Origin of the sequence: Pseudomonas mucidolens, assembly GCF_900106045.1 — a bacterium.
GTDB lineage: Bacteria > Pseudomonadota > Gammaproteobacteria > Pseudomonadales > Pseudomonadaceae > Aquipseudomonas > Aquipseudomonas mucidolens.
This window is the reverse complement of sequence record NZ_LT629802.1, coordinates 5730706-5748946: the sequence shown is the minus strand read 5'-3', so window position 1 is coordinate 5748946 and position 18241 is coordinate 5730706. Positions and strand designations below refer to the sequence as shown.

The following is an 18241-nucleotide window of genomic DNA, read 5'->3' as shown; positions in this document are numbered from 1 at the left end:
GCCTGACCCACTGCTATCGCGAGCAAGTCCGCTTGTGTCTTGATCTAGGAATAAACTCTGGGGTGAGAGGGGTGGATGGCAAGCTGCAAGTCCGCGGTGCTCAAAGCACGTGTGGGAGCCGAGCTGCCATCCACCTTTCCACTCTGGCCTACAAGCCCGAACAGTTGGACGAGCAGCCACTCGAAATCACAAGCGTGGGCAAAGCCAGAGCACTCTCACATCTGAGTGTAAGAGGGTTTTGCCATGATTTCCTGGGTCGGTATCGACATCTCAAAATCAAACCTTGTCGTCTGGGTTAAACCACAGAGCGAAGGTTTCGATGTTTCAAACACTTCAGAAGGATTTCTTGAGCTGATTCGACGATTGAGTCAGTTTGAAGTCAGTCTGATTTTGCTGGAGGCCACCGGGGGCTATGAGCGTAATGCCATGGCGGCTCTGCAAGGCGCAAACTTCAAGGTGCTCAGGGTCAATCCTCGCCGAGCCAGATCCTTTGCCGTGGCGATGGGCAAGAATGCGAAGACTGACGCTATTGATGCGGCCGTTCTAGCAGACTTTGCTGAAGTGCTGAATGCCTCAAGCAGCAAGGTTATTTCGCCTGAGCGTGAAGCGCTCCGCGAGCTGGTTCAGCAGCGCGAGCATTTCGTTCAGCAACGAGACGACAATAAGCGCCGTCTTCAGCAAGCCCAGCTACCAGCCGTTATTGCGCTGATCAAAGGCCATATTCACTTCCTGCAAACGCAAATCAGGCAACTTGATAAGGCCATCAATCAGAGCATGCACGAACTGGACGCAGAAAAAGCCCAGCGGCTCATCTCTGTTAAAGGTATCGGTACGGTTGCCACCGCGAGTTTGCTGGTTTATCTGCCCGAACTAGGTGAGCTTGATCGCCGTGAGGTTGCGGCCTTGGCAGGTATCGCGCCCTTGAACGACGACAGCGGTAATCACAGCGGGAAGCGACATATCTATGGAGGCAGAGCCCGTGTCAGACGGGCTCTGTACATGTCCTGCTGGGTTGTAATCCGCCATCAGCCCGACTTCAAGGCACGCTACGAAGGCCTTCGAGAGCGAGGTAAGAGCGCGAAGGTCGCGCTCATCGCCTGCATGCGTGTACTGCTGATTAGGCTCAATGCCATGTTGCGAGATGGCACTGAGTGGCGGTGACGAATGGCATGGTGAAGACAGTTGCTCCCACATGTGGAACGTCATCAGTATTGCGTCGTGCATTCGGCATACACCCGCCGAGTTAAAACAATAAAAAGAGAAGGTAACCCCTCATGCCACACGAACCGACCGGCTCTTCCGTCGACTTCGAAAAAGTCGATTCTGCATACTTCCAACAACGAGAACTTAAAAAAGGTGCCGCCGGCTGGGTACTTTTAGTCGGCCTCGGCGTTGCCTATGTGATTTCCGGCGACTACGCCGGCTGGAACTTCGGCCTCGCCCAGGGAGGCTGGGGCGGGATGTTCCTGGCGACATTGCTGATGGCCACCATGTATTTATGCATGTGCTTTTCCCTGGCCGAACTGTCTTCCATGATTCCTACCGCGGGCGGCGGCTACGGCTTTGCCCGCAGTGCATTCGGGCCCTGGGGAGGATTTCTCACCGGCACCGCGATTTTGATCGAATACGCCATCGCCCCCGCCGCCATCGCCGTGTTTATCGGCGCCTATTGTGAGTCGCTGTTCGGCATCGGCGGCTGGATGATCTACCTGGCGTTCTACATCATCTTTATCGGCATCCACATCTTCGGCGTCGGTGAAGCGTTGAAGCTGATGTTTGTCATCACTGCCGTCGCGGCCATTGCCTTGGGTGTGTTTCTAGTGTCGATGGTGCCGCACTTCAACGTCGCCAACCTGCTGGACATTCCAGTGACTGAAGCCAAGGGTGCCAGCAGTTTCCTGCCGTTCGGCTATGTCGGTATATGGGCCGCGATCCCCTATGCGATCTGGTTCTTCCTCGCCGTCGAAGGCGTGCCGCTGGCAGCCGAGGAAACCAAGAACCCGAAACGCGACCTGCCACGCGGGCTGATCGGCGCGATTGTGGTGCTGACCAGCTTCGCGCTGCTGATCCTGGTGATCGCACCGGGCGGTGCCGGCACGCTGGCGCTGGTCAAGTCCGGCAACCCGCTGGTGGAATCCCTGGCCCTGGCCTACGGCGGCTCGACCTGGATGGGCAACTTCGTCAACCTGGTCGGCCTGGCTGGGCTGATTGCGAGTTTCTTCTCGATTATCTACGCCTACTCGCGACAGATCTTCGCCTTGTCCCGCGCCGGTTACCTGCCACGCAAACTGTCGCAGACCAATAAGAGCAAGGCGCCGGTCCTGGCCCTGGTGATCCCCGGCATCATCGGTTTTGGTCTGTCGCTGACCGGCCAGGGTGACTTGCTGATTCTGGTGGCGGTGTTCGGCGCAACCATTTCCTACGTGCTGATGATGGCTGCGCACATCACCCTGCGCATCCGCCGCCCCAAAATGGACCGTCCATACCGCACGCCGGGCGGGATCTTCACCTCGGGCCTTGCCCTGGTGCTGGCCTGCATCGCCGTGGTGGCGGGCTTTCTGGTGGATCCGCGGGTAGTGATTGGCGCGGCGATCATCTATGGAGTATTAATTGCTTACTTTGCTTTCTACAGTCGGCATCACTTGGTAGCAGGCACGCCGGAAGAAGAATTCGCGGCAATCCAGGCCGCAGAGGCCGCCTTGCACTAAACGCCGTCAACCACGACGCGGGCCTATGCCCGCGTCGTCATGGAGAGTCTGTATGGCAAGCTTTTCCCACGCGGTCGGTGCATTGACCTACCGTTTTGACAGTCTCAAGGACGTGATGGCCAAGGCCAGCCCCGCCCGCTCCGGAGACTTCCTCGCAGGTGTCGCCGCGCAAAACGATGGCGAACGCGTCGCGGCGCAGATGGCCCTGGCCAATATTCCGTTGAAGCACTTTCTTGAAGAAGTGCTGATCCCCTACGAAAGCGACGAAGTCACCCGACTGATCATCGACACCCACGACAAGCAGGCATTTGCGGTGGTCAGCCACCTGACTGTCGGCGGCCTGCGCGACTGGCTGCTCAGTGACGCGGCCGACGAACACAGCCTGCGTGCACTGGCGCCCGGCCTGACCCCGGAAATGGCCGCCGCCGTGTCAAAGATCATGCGCGTACAAGACTTGGTGCTGGTGGCGCAGAAGATCCGTGTGGTTACCCAATTTCGCGGCACCCTGGGCCTGCGCGGGCGCCTGTCTACGCGCCTGCAGCCCAACCATCCGACGGATGAGCCGGCGGGCATCGCGGCAAGCATTCTCGATGGCCTGCTCTACGGCAACGGCGACGCCATGATCGGTATCAACCCGGCTACCGACAGCATCGCCTCGATCTGCGCCATGCTGGAAATGCTCGACGCCATCATCCAGCGCTATGAAATCCCGACCCAGGCCTGCGTGCTGACCCACGTCACCACCTCGATCGAAGCCATCAACCGTGGCGTGCCCTTGGACCTGGTGTTCCAGTCGATTGCCGGCACCGAGGCGGCCAACGCCAGTTTCGGCATCAACCTGAACCTCTTGCAGGAAGGTTATGACGCGGGCTTGAGCCTGAATCGCGGGACACTCGGGCAAAACCTGATGTATTTCGAGACCGGCCAAGGCAGCGCGCTGTCGGCCAACGCACACTTTGGCGTCGACCAGCAAACCTGCGAGACCCGGGCTTATGCGGTGGCGCGACACTTCAAGCCCTTCCTGGTCAACACCGTGGTCGGCTTTATCGGCCCGGAATACCTGTACAACGGCAAGCAGATCATCCGCGCCGGCCTCGAAGATCACTTCTGCGGCAAGCTGCTGGGCGTCCCCATGGGCTGCGACATCTGCTACACCAACCATGCCGAAGCCGATCAGGACGACATGGACACCCTGCTGACCCTGCTGGGCGTGGCCGGGATCAACTTCATCATGGGCATCCCCGGCTCCGACGACATCATGCTCAACTACCAAACCACCTCGTTCCACGACGCGCTTTACGCCCGGCAAACACTGGGTTTGAAACCGGCCCCGGAATTTGAACAGTGGCTGGCGAATATGGGCATCTTCACGCAGACCGACGGCAAGGTGCGGTTTGGCAACAACCTGCCACCGGCCTTCCGTCAAGCCTTGGCGCAATTGGGATGAAGGAGCCTCCAATGCAGATCGACACGCCTGAAAACAGCAGCGATAACCCGTGGTTGGAACTGCGACGCCTGACCCCGGCGCGGATTGCCCTGGGCCGCACCGGTACGAGCATTCCGACGGGCGCGCAGTTGGACTTTCAGTTCGCCCACGCCCAAGCCAGGGACGCCGTGCACCTGCCTTTCGATCACGCAGGCTTGAGCAGCCAAATGGCCGCGCGCGGCCGCGACAGTCTGTTGCTGCACAGTGCCGCCAGCGATCGCCACAGTTACTTGCAACGCCCTGACCTGGGGCGACGCCTGAGCGATGAATCGGCCCAAACCTTGCGCGATTACGCCAAGGCCAACCCCGGCGGCGTGGACCTGGCGGTGGTGGTGGCCGATGGTTTATCGGCGCTGGCCGTGCATAAGCACACCGTACCGTTCCTGACACGCCTGGAAGAACATACCCACGCTGAAGGTTGGTCACTGTCGCCGGTGATCCTGGTAGAACAAGGCCGCGTGGCGGTGGCCGATGAAGTCGGCCAGTTGCTGGGGGCGAAAATGGTGGTGATCCTGATCGGCGAGCGTCCGGGCCTCAGTTCGCCGGACAGCCTGGGGCTGTATTTCACTTACAACCCCAAGGTCGGCTTGACCGATGCCTACCGCAACTGCATTTCCAATGTGCGCCTGGAGGGCTTGAGCTACGGCATGGCCGCGCACCGTTTGCTGTATTTGATGCGCGAGGCCTGTCGGCGGCAGCTGTCAGGGGTCAACCTCAAGGATGAAGCGCAGGTTCAGACGCTCGAATCAGATGACCCGGATTTGATGAAGGGCAATTTCCTACTTGGCCCAGCGTCGGACTGATCCCGGCACGATTGCGCTTTTTTGTCGCTTTAGGCAGCATCGGGTAACGGCCGCCCGAGTAATGGACCGTTTGCCGTCGTATTCCTATAGAAGTTGAGGCCTTGCATGCGGATTACTCAAGCGACTCTGGAACACCTGGATCTGTTGACGCCATTATTCGTCAAATACCGCGAGTTCTACGGTGCGCTGCCGTTCCCGGATTCGTCCCGGGGTTTTCTGGAAAAGCGCCTGCGCCGCAAGGAATCGGTGATCTACCTGGCGCTGCCGGACGATGATGACAGCAAACTGCTCGGCTTTTGCCAGCTCTACCCGAGTTTTTCCTCGCTGTCGTTGAAACGGGTGTGGATCCTTAATGACATCTACGTCGCCGAAGACGCCCGCCGCCAACTGGTGGCGGACCACCTGATGCGCGCCGCGAAGAAAATGGCCAAGGAAACCCACGCCGTACGCCTGCGGGTGTCCACCAGCAGTGACAACGACGTGGCGCAAAAGACCTATGAATCCATGGGATTTCGCGAAGATACCGAGTTCAAGAACTACACGCTGCCGATCAGCGAGGACTGATCCGCGTCAGTCGCGGGTGGCGCTCCACGGAGCCGTTATAGAATGTCAGCGAGGCTGCGCCAGGTCTGTGTCGCCTCGCAAGGGTACGACAACGCTCCGGGCGCGCCGGGCGTTTGCAGCGGCGCTGGCTGGGTGTGACTCAAGACGGCCTCTACCGGAAGCCGTTCCCGCGACGAGCGAACGACATTCCCCGCTACAAAACCGCCACGCACTGCGAGAATCAATCCGTATAATGCCGGCCTTTCAGGGTTGTAAGAAATACGGCATACCCATGTAGCCTTATTGCCCGCAGCTTCCGCACAGGCCCGCTGAGTCAGGCCGCTCACACAGGTGCCACCCATGGATTTCAACCCGCTCGACCTTATCCTGCATCTCGATGTTTACCTCGACCTGCTGGTAACCAACTACGGTCCGTGGATCTACGCCATTCTGTTTCTGGTGATTTTTTGCGAAACCGGTTTGGTGGTCATGCCATTCCTGCCGGGTGACTCGCTGCTGTTCATCGCCGGCGCCGTGGCGGCTGGCGGCGGCATGGACCCGGTGCTGCTGGGCGCTCTGCTGATGCTCGCGGCGATCCTTGGCGACAGTACCAACTACGTGATCGGGCGCACCGTCGGCGAACGCTTGTTCAGTAACCCGAACTCAAAAATCTTCCGCCGCGACTACCTGCAGAAAACTCACGAGTTCTACGACAAGCATGGCGGCAAGACCGTGACCCTGGCGCGCTTCCTGCCGATCCTGCGGACCTTCGCGCCGTTCGTCGCCGGCGTTGCGAAAATGCCCTATCCGCGCTTCTTTGGCTTCAGCGTGCTGGGCACCATCCTCTGGGTGGGCGGCCTCGTCACCCTCGGTTACTTCTTCGGCAACGTGCCATTTATCAAGAAGAACCTATCGTTGCTGGTGGTGTTCATCATCCTGCTGTCGCTGGTCCCGATGATCATTGGCGTGCTCCGCAGCCGCATGGCAACCCGTACCTCGTCCGAAGCCAAGCCGCACTGACCGGCGATGTGGTCCCTCAGCGCCTGGCGCCGCCGGCGTATCCTGGCCAGGCACCCGGTTGCCGATGAGACCTGGCAACGGGTGCGCCGCCACCTGAGCTTTCTCGATGGCATCAGCGTCGAGCAGGATCAGTGGCTGCGTGAAGCCTGCGTGCTGTTCCTCGCCGAAAAACACCTTACCGCACTGCCCGGCGTAGAACTGCACCAGGAGCAACGCCTGTTGCTCGCCGCCCAGGCGCAACTGCCGCTGATGAACCTCGGTGACCTGGAGTGGTACCAGGGCTTCCACGAGATCGTCCTGTACCCCGACGATTTCCTCAGCCCCCAACGTCATCGCGATGCCAGCGGCGTGGAGCATGAATGGGACGGTGAACACAGTGGCGAGGCCTGGCAACAAGGCCCGGTCATCCTCGCCTGGCCTGGTGTACTGGCGAGCGGGAACTGGGAAGGCTACAACTTGGTGATCCATGAACTGGCGCACAAACTCGACATGCTCAACGGCGACGCCAATGGCCTGCCACCGCTGCATGGCGACATGGATGTAAAAGCCTGGGCCCGCGTGATGCAGAGCGCCTTCGATGACCTCAACCGTCAGCTCGACCACAACCCCGATGCCGCAACAGCCATCGATTCCTACGCGGCGGAAAACCCCGCCGAGTTCTTTGCCGTCACCAGTGAATACTTTTTCAGCGCCCCGGATTTGCTGTCCGCCAGTTATCCACAGGTGTACGAGCAACTGAGCCTCTTTTACCGCCAGGATCCGCTCACGCGCCTCACCCAACTGCAGGCCCACGACCCGCGCTATCAGACTGAAGGCTAACGACCGTACGACGTCTGGCGCGTGGCATCGGCGCAGGAATATGCCTATAATCGCCGCCACTTTTAGGCCAATCCGGCCAGATTCCTGGCCAATTACGGGGGCAACGCCCAATGAGCTACAGCAAGATTCCGGCTGGCAAAGACCTGCCGAACGACATCTACGTCGCCATCGAGATTCCGGCCAACCACGCGCCGATCAAATATGAGATCGACAAAGACAGCGACTGCCTGTTCGTTGACCGTTTCATGGCCACCCCGATGTTCTACCCTGCCAACTACGGTTTCATTCCTAACACCCTGGCTGACGACGGTGATCCCCTCGATGTGCTGGTAGTGACGCCTTACCCAGTCACCCCAGGCTCGGTTATCCGTGCTCGCCCGGTCGGGATCCTGAACATGACCGACGACGGCGGCGGCGATGCCAAAGTTATCGCAGTCCCACACGACAAGTTGTCCCAACTGTATGTCGACGTGAAGGAATACACCGACCTGCCTCCACTGTTGCTGGAACAGATCAAGCACTTCTTCGAGAACTACAAAGACCTCGAAAAAGGCAAATGGGTGAAGATCGATGGTTGGGGCGACGCAGACGCAGCCCGCGCCGAGATCATGAAGTCGGTAGCCGCCTACAAAGGCTGATACCCGCTTCCCGTTGCACCGGCAATCCAAAAAGCCCCGCTCACCCGGGGCTTTTTTTGTGGGAAAAATTTAAACATTTAGTTCACCAATTAAACAAAGCGCTCGACTCCGTTTAACTAAGGAAAAGATCACCGGGGCTTGGCCCTCAATAAGGAAACACCTACATACACCCCCTCAACGCTTCGTTTATTTGTTCTATTTTCCCGGTCAGTAAACTCTGCTTTTATGAATACATCAGGTGATCGTTTAAGAATATTACTTCGGGAAGTTAATCTTTCCGCGTCCGACTTCGCCAAGAACCGCAACGTCACGCCCCAGCACGTGAACAATTGGTTCAAGCGCGGCGTGCCCATGGCCCGACTCAATGAAATCGCAGAACTGTTGTGCGTCACCAGCCGCTGGCTGCGCACGGGCGAAGGCCCCAAACATCCACCCGTCAACTTCCAGCTGGAAAACGCCGAGGCTGGAGGTTCGACCGCCAACACCCGTGAAGATAACGGCAACTACCTGACCGGTCCGGCCTCAGGCCCGGAAAACATCGACGTAAAGATCCCGCTCCATACTGCCTTCACCCCTCAAGAGAGCATCCGTCTCTCACTGCAAACCTTGGAGACCCTCAACGTCAGCCCGGAACGCGCCCTCGGCGCCTACATGCTCGGCAACAGCATGATCGATATCATCCAGGACGGCGCCACCCTGGCCATCGACCGCGGCCGCACGCGAATCATCGACGGCGAAATCTACGCCCTCGAACACGACGGCATGCTGCGCATCAAATACCTCTACAACCGCCCCGGCGGCGGCTTGCGTCTGCGCAGCCACAACAACAGCGAACACCCCGACGAATTCCTGACTTACGAGCAACGTTTTGAGCAGAACCTCAAAGTCATCGGCTGGGTATTCTGGTGGTCCACCCTCAACAACCGCCGCCCACCCGTTCCGCTGGATGAGCATTTATTGGGCTGGAACGGCTCTAAATCGGATCCGGAGGTGGGAAACTGAGGTGAATGTGGTTATCATGCGCCGCACATTTGGCAGGGGTTGGCATAAAGCCGATCCACCCTGCCCGGCGACGCGGAGGAGTTCCCGCCGATGCCCCTACTACTCAGCCGGGTGAAAGCCTGGGTGAACGATTGAAGGCTGGCGAGGCTTACCAAAAATAAGCTGAACCCGTCCCCGAGAAGCCGGCCACAAGCCGGCTTTTTAATTGTCCGAAATAATCCTATCCCATCCAAGAATCTTCCTGATAGCTTAGCTATTCCGGGGCTTTCAGGCATCCCCCTGTCCGATGGTGTTCAACGCCATTTGACCTCATCCGACAATGAAGTGGGGGGACAGTTGGGGGGACAAAAGGGACGACAGGGGAAAACCGATGGGTAAGCTGAATCCGAAACAAGTCGAAAACCTGACCGAACCCGGCACCTATGAAGATGGTGATGGGCTTCGCTTGGTCGTCAAACCTACCGGGCGTAAATCCTGGCTGCTTCGCTTCCAACTGGCGGGCCGTCGTAGAGAGATGGGGCTGGGCTCATTCCCTGAGGTGAGTCTCAAGAAGGCCAGGCAAGATGCCAGTGCTAAACGCAGCCAACTGAGTGATGGCATCGATCCCTTGGCTGCCAGAGACGTAGAGCGAGCGACCCAACGGGAAGCACAGCGTGCAAGTGAAGCCAAGCAACTGAAGTTCGAAACGCTCGCAACCGAATACTGCGATGCTCACGGCACGGCTTGGTCGGAGAAGTGGCGCAAAGGGTGGCTGCGAAAGTTGGAGCTGTATGCGTTTGATCACATAGGCAAGCTGTCAGCAGAAGACATCGGCACTCCCGAAGTGCTTAAGGTGTTGCAGCCCATCTGGGCTACCAAGACCAGAACCGCTGACGAGGTGCGCGGCCAGATTGAGCAAGTTTTAGATGCGGCCAAGTCACGCAACCTGCGACAAGGTGAGAATCCTGCTCGCTGGCGTGGGCACTTAGACAACCTGCTGAGCCGCTCTGAAAAGAGGAAGGCTCGAAAGCGTGAGCACTTTGAAGCCTTGCGCTGGCAGGAAGTGCCTGAGCTAATGATAAAACTCAGGGCAAACTCGACACCTCCATCTCAGGCCGCTCAACTGCTGATCATGACGAGCGCACGCGCCCACATGGTTAGATTCGCTCGTTGGGATGAGTTTGATCTAGCGGCCGGTACTTGGTCACTCCCAGATGAGCGAATGAAGATGCGAATAGCTTTCGTGATTCCGCTTCCCGAAGAAGTCGTGAAGCTGGTGAGGAGCATTCCGAGAAATGAAGGAAGCGCCTTTCTATTCCCTGGTCAAGGTAAGACAGGTGTAATGCACGCCAATGCGGTACGAACACTCCTACACAGCATGGGGTATGAACACATCACACGTCATGGCTTTCGTTCCTCATTTCGAGACTGGGCTGGGGAATGCACCAATTACCCACGCGAGGTATGTGAGATGGCGCTTGCGCATGATGAACGTGACCAAACCGAAGGAGCCTACTCGCGCTCGGATTTTCTGGATAAGCGTCGCGCCCTGATGAGCGACTGGAGTGACTTTTTAAACACTGCCATAAAAGCCTCCAAACCCTGAGCGTGATTCGCCCCCCGCTATCACTTGTAAAAGTAGTATGTTGCTCTCCAAAACCACAAAAACTAACGAATTCCTCGACACTGTATCAATGAGCATCGCAAAGGACTGCACAATGACCAAAGCAACTCAGCCACTATTTCCACCACATCAAATCACAGCAAGTATGAATGAAAGCATAGGCAACACTACAGTTGTTGAAGCAATTGCTAGAAACCACAGCCTGCTTCGAGATCACTTTTTTGATTCGTTACTTGACCTCGATCACTATATTCAACTACTAGAGGGCATCCGCGCAGTCACAGGCAATCCAGCACTACAAGCCGAACTAGAGACTCGATGGGAAAACGAAGACATAGAACTGGGTGAAGCAATCAAAACACTGCTACATCACGTGAGATATGCCTGCCTGTACCTCGAACTGGGGAGCGACGCTGAGGCACAAAAAAACCGTGCCCGGGCATGGGCTTTCACCAACTATGCCAGTGTGATGGTCGGCGAGATCATAGAAAAATCTGCAGCCATCCTCAATGCAATGAAAGTAGATGATCGCTCAAACCAGAACTCTATAAATGCTCAAGGACGAAACAAATCTACCCTGCTGGTAAAAGAGGAGGCAGCAAGACTACTAAAGGATAGGCGACCTGAGGACGGGTGGCCAACCAAGGTTAAAGCCGTTTCCGACCTTGAAGATCCCTTGGCAGAGTTTATTGAAAAAAATAAAATCCCTACTTTACAGATCTCAAATATTGAGAAATGGCTGACCGTATGGCTACGTGAGGACGAACTCGTTAAGCAGGCTTGGGAAAATAGTAAGCGCGTTAAAATACGATGAACTTTAGACTTTACACTATTGAGTTTTCGTCATCGACTATTTGCCCCTCAGCGCCTCTAAGGGCCTACTGCTGTGATGCCCCTAGGCCTTGCCCTCCCTTGGCGGCGAAATAGCCCTTGGCCTACCACGGGTGCCTTTGGGGCTAGGGCTTAACCCTTTGCCCATACCCCGGCCTTGAGTTTGCAGCTTCATGTAAAGGTCCGTTTTCGTGAGGTAGATCACCGCGCCTCGCAAAGCCTCACGTAACGCGGACTGAGTATGGTCGATCATTCCGACCCCACAGGTCTTGTAGGCGTGCTTGTTCGCATTGCAGTTGAAATACAGACCACGCCCTTTCGTGACTACATCCGCCCAATACTCACCCACCCGCCTAGCCAGGGTCACGTCTTCTCGAACCTTGGATCCATCAAAGAAAAACATCATGTGGTAATGGAAGCCCTTCTCCGGCCCGTGCTCCAGCTTCCAGATGTGGCCCACCATGTCGGCAAACAATTTGTTCGACCTCGCGTTTCCGAACAGACGCTCTCGATCTTGCTTAGCAACTGCCTGCGTAGTTTTGGAGTTCTCTTTCGAGTAGGAAAGATCAACCCTCAGCACCAGCAGCCTGGCGTAGCGCTCAAATAAAGCATCAACGTACCCGGTGAGCTCCTTGTAGTTTTTGTTGCTCGACCGCTGATAGCTGTTGAGCCGTGCCTGGAAAGCTTTGGTCTTGACACTCTTACGAATCTGATTCACGCACTCATTTAAATGCTTCATGAGCATTTCAACTTCACTCACCGGCCCTGTAGCGCTCCAGGACGTGCAGAGCTGGTACAGACCGAACTCCTTAACCTTACCCATCGCCATCTCCAGATATGGCTCAAGCGTATAAAGGGCGTTGAACCGGTTATCATCTGGCATGTGTAGCCTTACCAACTTGATCAACAATTTACCTGCAGTGCAGCTTTCAAGCCCTGCGTAACCGTACTCATCTGTTGCAGTTAGTCTGAATGCGTCTCCTTGCGACTTTACTAGCCTTCCTACACAGAAAGAAGCCTCTTTCAATATACAGATCAATCCTCCATCTACAGCTCCTACCTGACCAACATCTGCCACGTGCAAGTCAAACTTACTCACGAGCGCCGTATAGCGCTCCTCAGTGTCAACACTCATAAGCGCACACCATCATCTCTCCAGACACTCGTTAATCAATTGAAGTTACCGACCTACTTGATTACTGAACAACCCCATCCACTTCGTTTGTCTATACATACCTCCTACTCACATACTCATGCACATCAACAGTCATAGGTTGTCATTAAGACATGACAACACCTACCTATTAACGACACCATTAACAACACTATCAATGCACTACTAATAACATATAAACCAGAAATAATAGCGCGACAAAGCCCTAACCAAAGCACTACCGACAACGGGCCTTTCAATCTAAACAGGAGAGAACTTTATATACGAAGTTAGTGCGAGATCTCGACACAAAACAGCTAAGGCTTTTTCAGCCCTACAACTTAATAACGCTCCAGCTCAATACTCAGCGCGCCTCCTTGGCAGACATTCGCCGCTCAATCCAGGTGGTGATTTCGGAGTCAATCCAGCCGATAGCCGCGGCCCCCCAATTTGATCGGTTTTGGAAACGTAGCGTCGTACCTTGGTGACTGGGCGTCCATGCGGTCATAGATCGTTGACCGGCCTAGACCTATGCGTTCGCTCAACTGCTTGAGACGTAAAATTCTCGGGTAGGGAACAGATGTTGAATTTGTCACTTGCCTTCTCGCTGTTGGCTTGGGAGTGATCGAACTTTAAATCTCTCTCAATCCAACAAAAAGGTCGGCAGCGACGAGTATTTTTTTCCTGAGCCCGGGATAGATTTTCTGATTCAAGCTGAGCAAGTGCTTCGCTGTAGAAGTCGTATACCGGCCTGCTGCTTGCAACGACGATAGGTCACCTTTATCGTGGGTCTCTGGGCCCCTGACATGCCTTGAGCTACCCCGGACACTCAGCAGCTTCTCGTGCATCCAGGCACTGCTCAGCTTTATGGGGGCTGTTCTGATCTTTCAGGTGGATGACTTAATGTGGGCCGGTGCGTATGCCATAACGCATCCGGGTAGTTTTTCCCCAGCGAACCACTCCAGCCGAAAATGCAGCCAAAAAGCGCCGCAAAGGCGAGCAAAGAACTAACTCTGCACATCGAGCACTGGAGTCTTTTTCAGCAGGAACTAACTCCGTATAGCATTTACAGAAAATTGCCGGTTTTTGGCACCGCCACAAGGTGCACACCTGCTCTTCCCCGAAAATTAGAACGGTTTTTAAGCCTATATCACGACACTGAACATCCACCGTGGAATCCAAAACCATGTCATTTCAGTGCCCTCGCTGTAACTCCAAAGAGATTGCTTTCCTCAGAACAGCCATGACGATCGGGGCCAGTGTTGGTGCCGTAGGCGGTGCTGCGCGAGGAGCGAGTACCGTACTCACGGGTAGCCAAATAGGCGCCACTGTCGGCGCGCTTGCCGGACCGCTCGGCATCACCATCGGTACAGTCTCGGGCGCCCTGCTTGGCGGACTCGGTGGCGGTGTAGGTGGTTGTGCCATTGGCGCCCAGCTCGGCGAAAAACTGGATCGCCATGTATTGGCTAATAACCACTGCTTGGTCTGCGGGCATCGCTTCAACCTGCCTACATAAATCCCCTCTTTCCTCAACATTAAACCCGGATCGTGCTGCGCTCTGTGCAGCACTTATGCCGACATGCACTCAAAGGAATCTTTCCCATGGCTCACCTCGTTGAACAAATGGCTTACGTTGGTGCTACTCCTTGGCACGGCTTGGGCAGTCGCCTTACCGAAAAACAACCGCTGGAAGTCTGGCAGCAAGAAGCGGGCATGAATTGGCAGATTCAGGACAGTCCGGTTCATTTCAAAGCCGAGGCTACCGGTCACTTGGGCAGCATTCACACGTTCCCGGAACAAAAAGTGCTGTATCGATCAGACACCAAAGCACCGTTGTCAGTGGTCTCCAATCGTTATCAGGTCGTGCAACCCCGTGAGGTGCTGGAGTTTTACCGAGACCTGACGGAGTTCTCAGGCTACGAACTGGAAACCGCTGGCGTGCTCAAAGGTGGACGCAAGTTCTGGGCTCTTGCCAGAACTGGTCAGGCTGCAACGCTGAAGGGCAATGATCAGGTCCATGGCTATCTGCTGCTAGCAACCTCCTGTGACGGCACACTGGCGACTACCGCTACTCCCACCACAGTGCGGGTGGTTTGCAACAACACCTTGAGCATTTCTCTCAACGGCGCCACTCATGCCATCAAGGTGCCGCACAGCACGCGCTTTGATCCTCGAACGGTCAAAAAGCAACTGGGCATCGCCGTCTCGCAATGGGACGAGTTCATGTATCGGATGCACATCCTCGCCGAACGCAGAGTTCAGACCAAAGAGGCCCTAGGTTTCTTTATGGACGTACTGTGCGACACCAGCGCGCACGCCCCCATCCCCGAAGTACTGCCCAACAAACGAGCAATGGAGAAGGTGCAAAGCCTGTACGAAGGAAAAGGTCGAGGTGCTGATCTACTGTCCGCGCGCGATACCGCCTGGGGTTTGCTGAACGCGGTAACGGAGTACGTGGATCACGAGCGACGAGCCCGAAGCTCGGAGTATCGAATGGATTCCGCCTGGTTTGGCCAAGGGGCGGTGATCAAACAGAAAGCGCTGAATGCTGCGCTGCAACTCGTGGCGTAAGCTAAAGAACAACGCTCATAAACCTGCACAAACTCAACGCGAGCGATACCGCTGGCAACCCGGAACACAGCTATCTCTAGAGATCCAATCCAGCAAATACCTCCCCTCCGTCACTCACACTTTAAACGTCCTATTACAGGAAAAACGTCCATGTCAGTACTTCGATTTTTTCTCACGCTGTTCATGTTCATTTGCCTGCTCGCTGGTAGCAGCGTCGTGGTAACGACCCTCTGCCTGATGTTGCGCTTTCCACCCCTGTTGTTCGCCGTTGTGCTGGCTTGCGCTCTACTGGTCATCGTCCTGAGACAACTTCGCAGGCATAACCCCGCGACCGTTTGATGCCCACGGCGGCGTGCTCAACACTGCATTCACTCTCCAGATTAGAGATCCCGTATGAACCCACACTGTTTGATTTGTGAGTCTTCAGCCGTCCTTAGCCAGGACAACGCCAAGGCGATCGTTCAGCTCTTTACGGTGCTAAATGGCTTCGCCCGTGAATGGCGCCCCCCCCAACCCTCCACCAAGAACCCACACCCAGTGGAGCCGATGGCGTGGTTTCTGCAAACCATGACTGCTGCTGTGGCGAACACCGCCTCCGCTCTGCGCGCCAGTGACACGTTTATTCAGGATATGCAAAAATATCAGTTCGGCGAATTTACCTGTTTGTATCTGCCTTGTGGCGCCCGCTTCGATGCAATCTCCCCATGATCACGTTTTCAGTCGGTTGACTAAACGCTCGACCAATTCGACCACCAGCTCTCTATCGGACTGATCCAAGGACACCAATAAATGGTTGATCCGACTGGCCTGGTCATCAACGAGTGGGCTCACCTCACTCAGTAGCTCAGCCGCCTCGCAGCCAAAGATGTCGGCGAACTCCAAAAGCCGAGTGATATTCGGCATCACGACCCCTCGCTCGATACGAGAAACCGCCTCGTTCCCCACGCCCAAGCGCTCCGCAACAGCCTCCTGTGTTAGTCCGCTACGCACCCGCTGTTTCGATATGGCGCGCCCTACGGTGCCCGCCAATTGCTTCTGATCAATTTCAGCCACGTTGCTCTCCCATCTCAACCTAGATGGTTGGGCATCACCTCATTGACATGAAGAACATTAAAAGTTGAAAATCACCCTAAAAGGTTGTTATTCATCTTAAAGTCACATATCAACACCACTCGATAAGGAACATCCATGAATACGAAAACCCTACTGATGGTGGCGTTTAGCTGCCTGGCCGCGAACAGCGCCTCTGCCGGAACCAATACCTGGACCACGGGCTGGGCGATGGGCACCACCGAATATGCCGTCGACGACGGTAACGGCAACGAATTAGTGATTGCATGCCCCAGTGATGACGACCGCTATGTCTCAGCCAGCGCCACCGTAAATGGCCGGGGGTATAGCTCAGAAGACGGACGAGGTTTTGACCTCATCGTGGATGGAAAAACCTTCCATAACCCGTTTTACACAGACTGTCGTGCCTGCAGCAGCATCTTCACTCATGAGTTCTGGGGGGCCTTGCGCAACGCCAATCGGTTGCAGTTCAGCGCTCAAGGCAAAGTCTTCAACCTACCCACTGAGAACCTTAAGGCGGTATTGCCAGCTCTGAACGACGAAAACAACAGCTGCTTGGCTGCCTGGTAACTGATCCGCCAATCATCACAAAAGGAGAATCACGTGTCTCAACAAGGCGAAAACCCACAGAGCGGCGTCAACGAAGAAGACCGTAGTACAAGCAGCGTCAGCCCAGCCATGATTGGCTGGGGTGTAGCAGCGGCGGTGTTTGCAATAGTGAGTGTGACCTTCAATACCTCGTCCATGGTATTGAGCGCAGGCTGGTTTGCTAAATGCGTGGCCGTTCTGGTCGGCGCGATTTTGGGCTGGCTGGGTGCCATGGCCGGTGATGCGATCCGTAAATTCGCTCATCCAGATGCAGTCTTCACCAATGGTGGCATCCTGAGCCTAATTTGGATCAAGGTGTTTTGGGCGGTTGGTCCGCAAGTGCTTGGCTTGTGTGTGGGCGTATTCTTCGGTGGTGCCATGGTGCTGCGCTGATGCTCAAAGTCTGCCTACCAGTGAAACTCAGCGCGATCATTACATTGGTAATTCTAGCGGGTTGTTCCGATGAGAATTCGCACGCCAGAGGCGAATTCCTTTCTGGCTGCGTACACAGCGGAGGGACCAAAGCCGTTTGCCAATGTATTTTCAGAAATTTGGAGAAGAAGTACTCACCGACGGAGCTTCAGCAAAGTAGATGGGGAAACCTGATTCAAGACGTAATAGAAGCTAAGAACTTCTGTAGCAAAGAGTAACATTCAAGAATTACGGTAGGACGAGCCCGAATAACAATTCAAAAAGCCTGAAGAGCTAACCCAGTAAATGGGCTAGCCCCTCAGTTTTTTTTTGAGTCTTCTGACGCAGAATGGGGCCTGGGTTCGTAGAGAACACTCATCGCTCCGCGCAGCCGTGAAGATACTATTCAGCACCTACTTTCGGTAAATCCGACATATATAGAAGCAGTAGATCGTCAGTGAGTAAGCATTTCACCCTGATGACGATGTCCTAGAACCTCGTAACCTACCACCGTGATGATCGGCGCGAACATGAGCACGACCAGGCACACTACGATACTCATGCCCAACATAGCTGCGCCAATCGCAATCGCGATGACCACAACGGTCGCTAGCAAGAGCCATACGTGCAGTAGGTCAAAGTGGCGCACTAGAAAATAATGAAGCGCGTAAATTAACCCAAGAAAGATCGCAAGCGGAATGGCTGTGGCGAGCAGAGCGGGGAGCACTCCAATGTGTGCTTTGTTCTCGATAAAGTTCGCTGCGACGTCCAGTCCCTCACCCGTTGCAACAATGGAGGCGATGATCAGTATTTGGCCATAGCTCCATACGAAAGCGCGTGAGCGATACGCGTGCAACACGTTAGCCGACGGCAGAATGGAATACACCCACCACATTCCAAACGTGATTCCGACACCTGCAACGCAGGCCAGTGCCGTTTCCAACGTAAGCGTCCGGCAGACACACCTTGACCACACCATTCTCCCCCGTGCTCC

General features: G+C 55.7%; 20 protein-coding genes. 16 read left to right on the top strand and 4 right to left on the bottom strand.

Annotation, left to right across the window (positions count from 1 at the left end; translation table 11 throughout):
* Positions 1–243: 243 nt before the first annotated feature.
* The 11 genes from BLU75_RS26605 to BLU75_RS26555 all read left to right on the top strand — a co-directional run bounded on the left by BLU75_RS26605 (position 244) and on the right by BLU75_RS26555 (position 11436).
* Entirely contained in the window at positions 244–1161 is a 918-nt protein-coding gene (locus BLU75_RS26605) for an IS110 family transposase (protein ID WP_084381955.1), read from the top strand.
* Between the two features lie 113 nt (positions 1162–1274).
* A complete protein-coding gene (gene eat, locus BLU75_RS26600) occupies positions 1275–2708 on the top strand; it encodes an ethanolamine permease (protein ID WP_084381883.1) in 1434 nt (477 codons plus the stop codon).
* Positions 2709–2760: 52 nt separating this feature from the next.
* Positions 2761–4155, top strand: coding sequence for an ethanolamine ammonia-lyase subunit EutB (locus BLU75_RS26595; protein ID WP_084381884.1), 1395 nt, complete (start codon positions 2761–2763; stop codon positions 4153–4155).
* Positions 4152–4997: an ethanolamine ammonia-lyase subunit EutC gene (gene eutC / locus BLU75_RS26590; RefSeq protein ID WP_084381885.1), complete on the top strand. Its 846-nt coding sequence runs from the start codon at positions 4152–4154 to the stop codon at positions 4995–4997. Before BLU75_RS26595 ends, eutC begins: the two co-directional genes overlap by 4 nt.
* A gap of 105 nt (positions 4998–5102) precedes the next feature.
* Positions 5103–5561: a GNAT family N-acetyltransferase gene (locus tag BLU75_RS26585; RefSeq protein WP_084381886.1), complete on the top strand. Its 459-nt coding sequence runs from the start codon at positions 5103–5105 to the stop codon at positions 5559–5561.
* 339 nt (positions 5562–5900) lie between these two features.
* The gene (locus BLU75_RS26580) at positions 5901–6560 is read left to right on the top strand and encodes a DedA family protein (RefSeq protein WP_084381887.1); all 660 of its coding nucleotides are present in this window, start codon (positions 5901–5903) and stop codon (positions 6558–6560) included.
* A gap of 6 nt (positions 6561–6566) precedes the next feature.
* Entirely contained in the window at positions 6567–7379 is an 813-nt protein-coding gene (locus tag BLU75_RS26575; protein WP_084381888.1) for a M90 family metallopeptidase, read from the top strand.
* Between the two features lie 110 nt (positions 7380–7489).
* Entirely contained in the window at positions 7490–8017 is a 528-nt protein-coding gene (gene ppa / locus BLU75_RS26570) for an inorganic diphosphatase (RefSeq protein WP_084381889.1), read from the top strand.
* Positions 8018–8242: 225 nt separating this feature from the next.
* The gene (locus BLU75_RS26565; protein WP_084381890.1) at positions 8243–9019 is read left to right on the top strand and encodes a LexA family transcriptional regulator; all 777 of its coding nucleotides are present in this window, start codon (positions 8243–8245) and stop codon (positions 9017–9019) included.
* A 370-nt stretch (positions 9020–9389) separates the two neighbouring features.
* A complete protein-coding gene (locus BLU75_RS26560) occupies positions 9390–10604 on the top strand; it encodes a tyrosine-type recombinase/integrase (RefSeq protein ID WP_084381898.1) in 1215 nt (404 codons plus the stop codon).
* A 112-nt stretch (positions 10605–10716) separates the two neighbouring features.
* The gene (locus tag BLU75_RS26555; protein ID WP_084381899.1) at positions 10717–11436 is read left to right on the top strand and encodes a hypothetical protein; all 720 of its coding nucleotides are present in this window, start codon (positions 10717–10719) and stop codon (positions 11434–11436) included.
* An 81-nt stretch (positions 11437–11517) separates the two neighbouring features.
* Here BLU75_RS26555 and BLU75_RS26550 read toward each other — a convergent pair whose 3' ends face one another.
* Both BLU75_RS26550 and BLU75_RS26545 read right to left on the bottom strand, forming a co-directional pair.
* Positions 11518–12588 carry a YagK/YfjJ domain-containing protein gene (locus BLU75_RS26550; RefSeq protein ID WP_084381891.1) on the bottom strand — a complete coding sequence of 357 codons (1071 nt, stop codon included), beginning with the start codon at positions 12586–12588 and terminating at the stop codon, positions 11518–11520.
* A gap of 437 nt (positions 12589–13025) precedes the next feature.
* Positions 13026–13202, bottom strand: a complete 177-nt coding sequence (locus tag BLU75_RS26545; RefSeq protein ID WP_231982598.1) for a helix-turn-helix transcriptional regulator — start codon at positions 13200–13202, stop codon at positions 13026–13028.
* Positions 13203–13849: 647 nt separating this feature from the next.
* On the opposite strand from BLU75_RS26545, the gene BLU75_RS28055 reads away from it, so the two are divergent.
* The 3 genes from BLU75_RS28055 to BLU75_RS26520 all read left to right on the top strand — a co-directional run bounded on the left by BLU75_RS28055 (position 13850) and on the right by BLU75_RS26520 (position 15885).
* Positions 13850–14122, top strand: a complete 273-nt coding sequence (locus BLU75_RS28055) for a hypothetical protein (RefSeq protein ID WP_231982597.1) — start codon at positions 13850–13852, stop codon at positions 14120–14122.
* Between the two features lie 86 nt (positions 14123–14208).
* A complete protein-coding gene (locus tag BLU75_RS26530) occupies positions 14209–15177 on the top strand; it encodes a DUF932 domain-containing protein (protein ID WP_084381894.1) in 969 nt (322 codons plus the stop codon).
* Between the two features lie 393 nt (positions 15178–15570).
* Positions 15571–15885: a hypothetical protein gene (locus tag BLU75_RS26520; protein ID WP_090221598.1), complete on the top strand. Its 315-nt coding sequence runs from the start codon at positions 15571–15573 to the stop codon at positions 15883–15885.
* On the opposite strand, the gene BLU75_RS26515 is transcribed toward BLU75_RS26520, so the two are convergent.
* Positions 15886–16230 carry a helix-turn-helix domain-containing protein gene (locus tag BLU75_RS26515; protein WP_084381896.1) on the bottom strand — a complete coding sequence of 115 codons (345 nt, stop codon included), beginning with the start codon at positions 16228–16230 and terminating at the stop codon, positions 15886–15888.
* 135 nt (positions 16231–16365) lie between these two features.
* Between BLU75_RS26515 and BLU75_RS26510 the strand changes: the two genes are divergently transcribed.
* Both BLU75_RS26510 and BLU75_RS26505 read left to right on the top strand, forming a co-directional pair.
* Positions 16366–16818, top strand: a complete 453-nt coding sequence (locus tag BLU75_RS26510) for a hypothetical protein (RefSeq protein ID WP_231982596.1) — start codon at positions 16366–16368, stop codon at positions 16816–16818.
* 33 nt (positions 16819–16851) lie between these two features.
* Positions 16852–17229, top strand: coding sequence for a hypothetical protein (locus BLU75_RS26505; RefSeq protein ID WP_197676948.1), 378 nt, complete (start codon positions 16852–16854; stop codon positions 17227–17229).
* A 472-nt stretch (positions 17230–17701) separates the two neighbouring features.
* On the opposite strand, the gene BLU75_RS26495 is transcribed toward BLU75_RS26505, so the two are convergent.
* Positions 17702–18190, bottom strand: a complete 489-nt coding sequence (locus BLU75_RS26495; RefSeq protein WP_197676947.1) for a low temperature requirement protein A — start codon at positions 18188–18190, stop codon at positions 17702–17704.
* Positions 18191–18241 lie beyond the last annotated feature (51 nt).

Excerpts from the sequence above, each read along its gene's own strand:
- BLU75_RS26550 (WP_084381891.1), bottom strand. The coding sequence starts at position 12,588 with ATGAGTGTTGACACTGAGGAGCGCTATACGGCGCTCGTGAGTAAGTTT.
- BLU75_RS26530 (WP_084381894.1), top strand. The coding sequence starts at position 14,209 with ATGGCTCACCTCGTTGAACAAATGGCTTACGTTGGTGCTACTCCTTGG.
- BLU75_RS28055 (WP_231982597.1), top strand. The coding sequence starts at position 13,850 with ATGACGATCGGGGCCAGTGTTGGTGCCGTAGGCGGTGCTGCGCGAGGA.
- BLU75_RS26575 (WP_084381888.1), top strand. The coding sequence starts at position 6,567 with ATGTGGTCCCTCAGCGCCTGGCGCCGCCGGCGTATCCTGGCCAGGCAC.
- BLU75_RS26605 (WP_084381955.1), top strand. The coding sequence starts at position 244 with ATGATTTCCTGGGTCGGTATCGACATCTCAAAATCAAACCTTGTCGTC.
- BLU75_RS26520 (WP_090221598.1), top strand. The coding sequence starts at position 15,571 with ATGAACCCACACTGTTTGATTTGTGAGTCTTCAGCCGTCCTTAGCCAG.
- BLU75_RS26555 (WP_084381899.1), top strand. The coding sequence starts at position 10,717 with ATGACCAAAGCAACTCAGCCACTATTTCCACCACATCAAATCACAGCA.
- BLU75_RS26565 (WP_084381890.1), top strand. The coding sequence starts at position 8,243 with ATGAATACATCAGGTGATCGTTTAAGAATATTACTTCGGGAAGTTAAT.
- BLU75_RS26560 (WP_084381898.1), top strand. The coding sequence starts at position 9,390 with ATGGGTAAGCTGAATCCGAAACAAGTCGAAAACCTGACCGAACCCGGC.
- eat (WP_084381883.1), top strand. The coding sequence starts at position 1,275 with ATGCCACACGAACCGACCGGCTCTTCCGTCGACTTCGAAAAAGTCGAT.
- BLU75_RS26510 (WP_231982596.1), top strand. The coding sequence starts at position 16,366 with ATGAATACGAAAACCCTACTGATGGTGGCGTTTAGCTGCCTGGCCGCG.
- BLU75_RS26595 (WP_084381884.1), top strand. The coding sequence starts at position 2,761 with ATGGCAAGCTTTTCCCACGCGGTCGGTGCATTGACCTACCGTTTTGAC.
- eutC (WP_084381885.1), top strand. The coding sequence starts at position 4,152 with ATGAAGGAGCCTCCAATGCAGATCGACACGCCTGAAAACAGCAGCGAT.
- ppa (WP_084381889.1), top strand. The coding sequence starts at position 7,490 with ATGAGCTACAGCAAGATTCCGGCTGGCAAAGACCTGCCGAACGACATC.
- BLU75_RS26585 (WP_084381886.1), top strand. The coding sequence starts at position 5,103 with ATGCGGATTACTCAAGCGACTCTGGAACACCTGGATCTGTTGACGCCA.
- BLU75_RS26580 (WP_084381887.1), top strand. The coding sequence starts at position 5,901 with ATGGATTTCAACCCGCTCGACCTTATCCTGCATCTCGATGTTTACCTC.